At 67.6% G+C, this 2163-nt stretch carries 1 protein-coding gene and 1 pseudogene; both read left to right on the top strand.

The genetic code is table 11. From position 1 onward, the window contains the following. Positions 1–220: 220 nt before the first annotated feature. Entirely contained in the window at positions 221–1435 is a 1215-nt protein-coding gene (locus tag E1264_RS42190; protein WP_132183143.1) for an Ig-like domain-containing protein, read from the top strand. A 64-nt stretch (positions 1436–1499) separates the two neighbouring features. Continuing rightward, positions 1500–2163 (top strand): annotated as a pseudogene (locus E1264_RS42195) (hypothetical protein); the annotation flags it as partial.

Consider the following 2163-nt stretch of genomic DNA (forward strand, 5'->3'; position numbering starts at 1 on the left):
CTCCCCGACCGCCCGGGAAAAGATCTGAGAACCGCCCACCCGGACCGAACCTTCGGGGGACCATGGACGTTACAACTAATCGGACGCCGAGAACTCGCCGCCCGCGGCCGCGCGGGCCGGCGACGCGAGGGCCGTTCCGTGAGCGATCTTGTTGCCGTCCCGCCGTCGCGCGGGCCCGGCGGGCTGATGAGGGAGAGCGGTGCGAGGTAAGGCGTTGGCGATGGCCCTGGTCCTGGGGCTGGCGGCGGCATGCGGCGGCGGTGCCGGAGGCGGCGGCGGGACGACCGCGAAGGGCGGCGACGACGGCTCGCCGAAGGTGACGATCACCCCCGCGAACGGCGAGGGCAAGGCCCGCCCCGACAACGGCGTGACGATCACCGCCGCGGGCGGCACCCTCAACCAGGTCTCCGTGAAGCTCAAGGGCAAGGACGTCCCCGGCACCCTCTCCGCCGACAAGACGAAATGGCGTTCCACCTGGACGCTGCGTCCGGGCGGCAGCTACCAGGTGTCGGCCACCGCGGCGGCCCCGAACGGCAAGTCCACCACCGCGACCAGCGCGTTCCGCACCACCCGTGCCACCGCCGCGACCCGCGTCAACAATGTCGTCCCGAGCGAGAACGAGACGGTCGGCACCGGAATGCCGGTCTTCGTCCAGTTCAACAAGGCCGTCCCCGAGAAGGCGAAGGCGGCGATCGAGCGCAGCATCGAAATATCCTCCACGACCCCCACCGAGGGCGCCTGGCGCTGGCTCGCGCCCGGCGAGTCGTTCAACGGCCTCCCCTCCGTCGTCTTCCGCCCGAAGCGCCCCTGGAAGCCGCACCAGAAGGTGACGGTCACCGTCCACTACGCGGGCCTGAAAATCGGCGACGACGTCTTCGGCGACCGCGACGTGACCCGCACGTTCCAGATCGGCGACTCGCACGTCGTCAACATCAACGCCAAGACGCACCGCGCCACCGTCAAGAAGAACGGCCGCGTCATCCGCACGTGGGGCGTCAGCCTCGGCAGCGGCGGGGACGTGCAGAGGGACGGCGTCGACCACCTGCTCACGACCAGCGGCGTCCACCTCACCATGGACCGCAGCCGCCTGGAGCGCATGCGCCCGCCCGGCAAGAAGAAGGGCGACCCGGGCTGGTATGACGAGAAAGTCCCGTGGGCCACGCGCATATCCAACAGCGGCGAATACATTCACCAGAACATGGACGACCCGTCCTGCCTGGGCCGCCGCAACTGCAGCCACGGCTGCGTCCGCTCCCCTGCCGCAGACGCCAAATGGTTCTACAGCTGGTCCTACCGCGGCGACATCGTCACCATCACCGGCACCAAGCGCAGCCTCGCCTGGTGGAACGGCTGGGGCTACTGGCAACTCCCCTTCACCAAATGGTCCAGCGGCAGCGCCTTGGGCAAAACGGTCACCACAACCGCCCTCCGCTGAGGCTCCACGGATTCACCCGGGCCGGATGGCACAGTAGGTAACTGCGCCATCACCCGGGGGATCCATGGCCGCGAAGGTCGTCCTGCATATCGGTCTGCAGAAGTCAGGAACGACGTTCCTGCAACACATGCTGCACGCAAACCACCAAGAACTCGCCGAAGCAGGCGTCCACTACCCCGTCCCCCGCGACTGGACGCGCGGGAAACGAACCGTCCCCAACCACGAATGGTCGACCTACGGCCTCCTGGGCACCGAGTACCCCTGGGTATCACCCGAACGCGCAGCCAAGGAATCAACGTCCTGGCAGGACGTCCTCAACAAGACCAGAACATGCCCCGGCACGGTGTTGCTCTCCGCCGAGGCCCTCTCAGTGATCCGGACGCCCGCCGTCCGCCACCTCCTGACCCGCCTGGACACCGACGACATCGAGGTCGTCATCACGACCCGAAGCCTGGACCGCGCGCTGCCGTCCCTCTGGCAGCAGCACATCCGCAACGGCAACAGCATCAGTTTCAACGACTACCTGGAAACCCTGGCCCGCCACCGAGAAAGGAACCTGGAAGACGACCCGTCCGCGCACATATGGAGAGCGTTCACCCTAAGCAAACTGGTACAGCGCTGGGCCAAGTCAGGCACGACGAAAATCTCCGTAGTAACCACCCCGGGCTCCCCGCCAAACCTCCTCTGGGGCCGCTTCACCCAAGCGATCGGAACCCCCTCCCTAGCCC

This window comes from Actinomadura sp. KC216, assembly GCF_004348535.1.
In the GTDB taxonomy this organism is placed as follows: Bacteria; Actinomycetota; Actinomycetes; order Streptosporangiales; family Streptosporangiaceae; genus Spirillospora.

What these genes read in the sequence shown, in the direction of transcription:
- E1264_RS42190 (WP_132183143.1), top strand. Translation starts at nt 221, where the DNA reads ATGGCCCTGGTCCTGGGGCTGGCGGCGGCATGCGGCGGCGGTGCCGGA.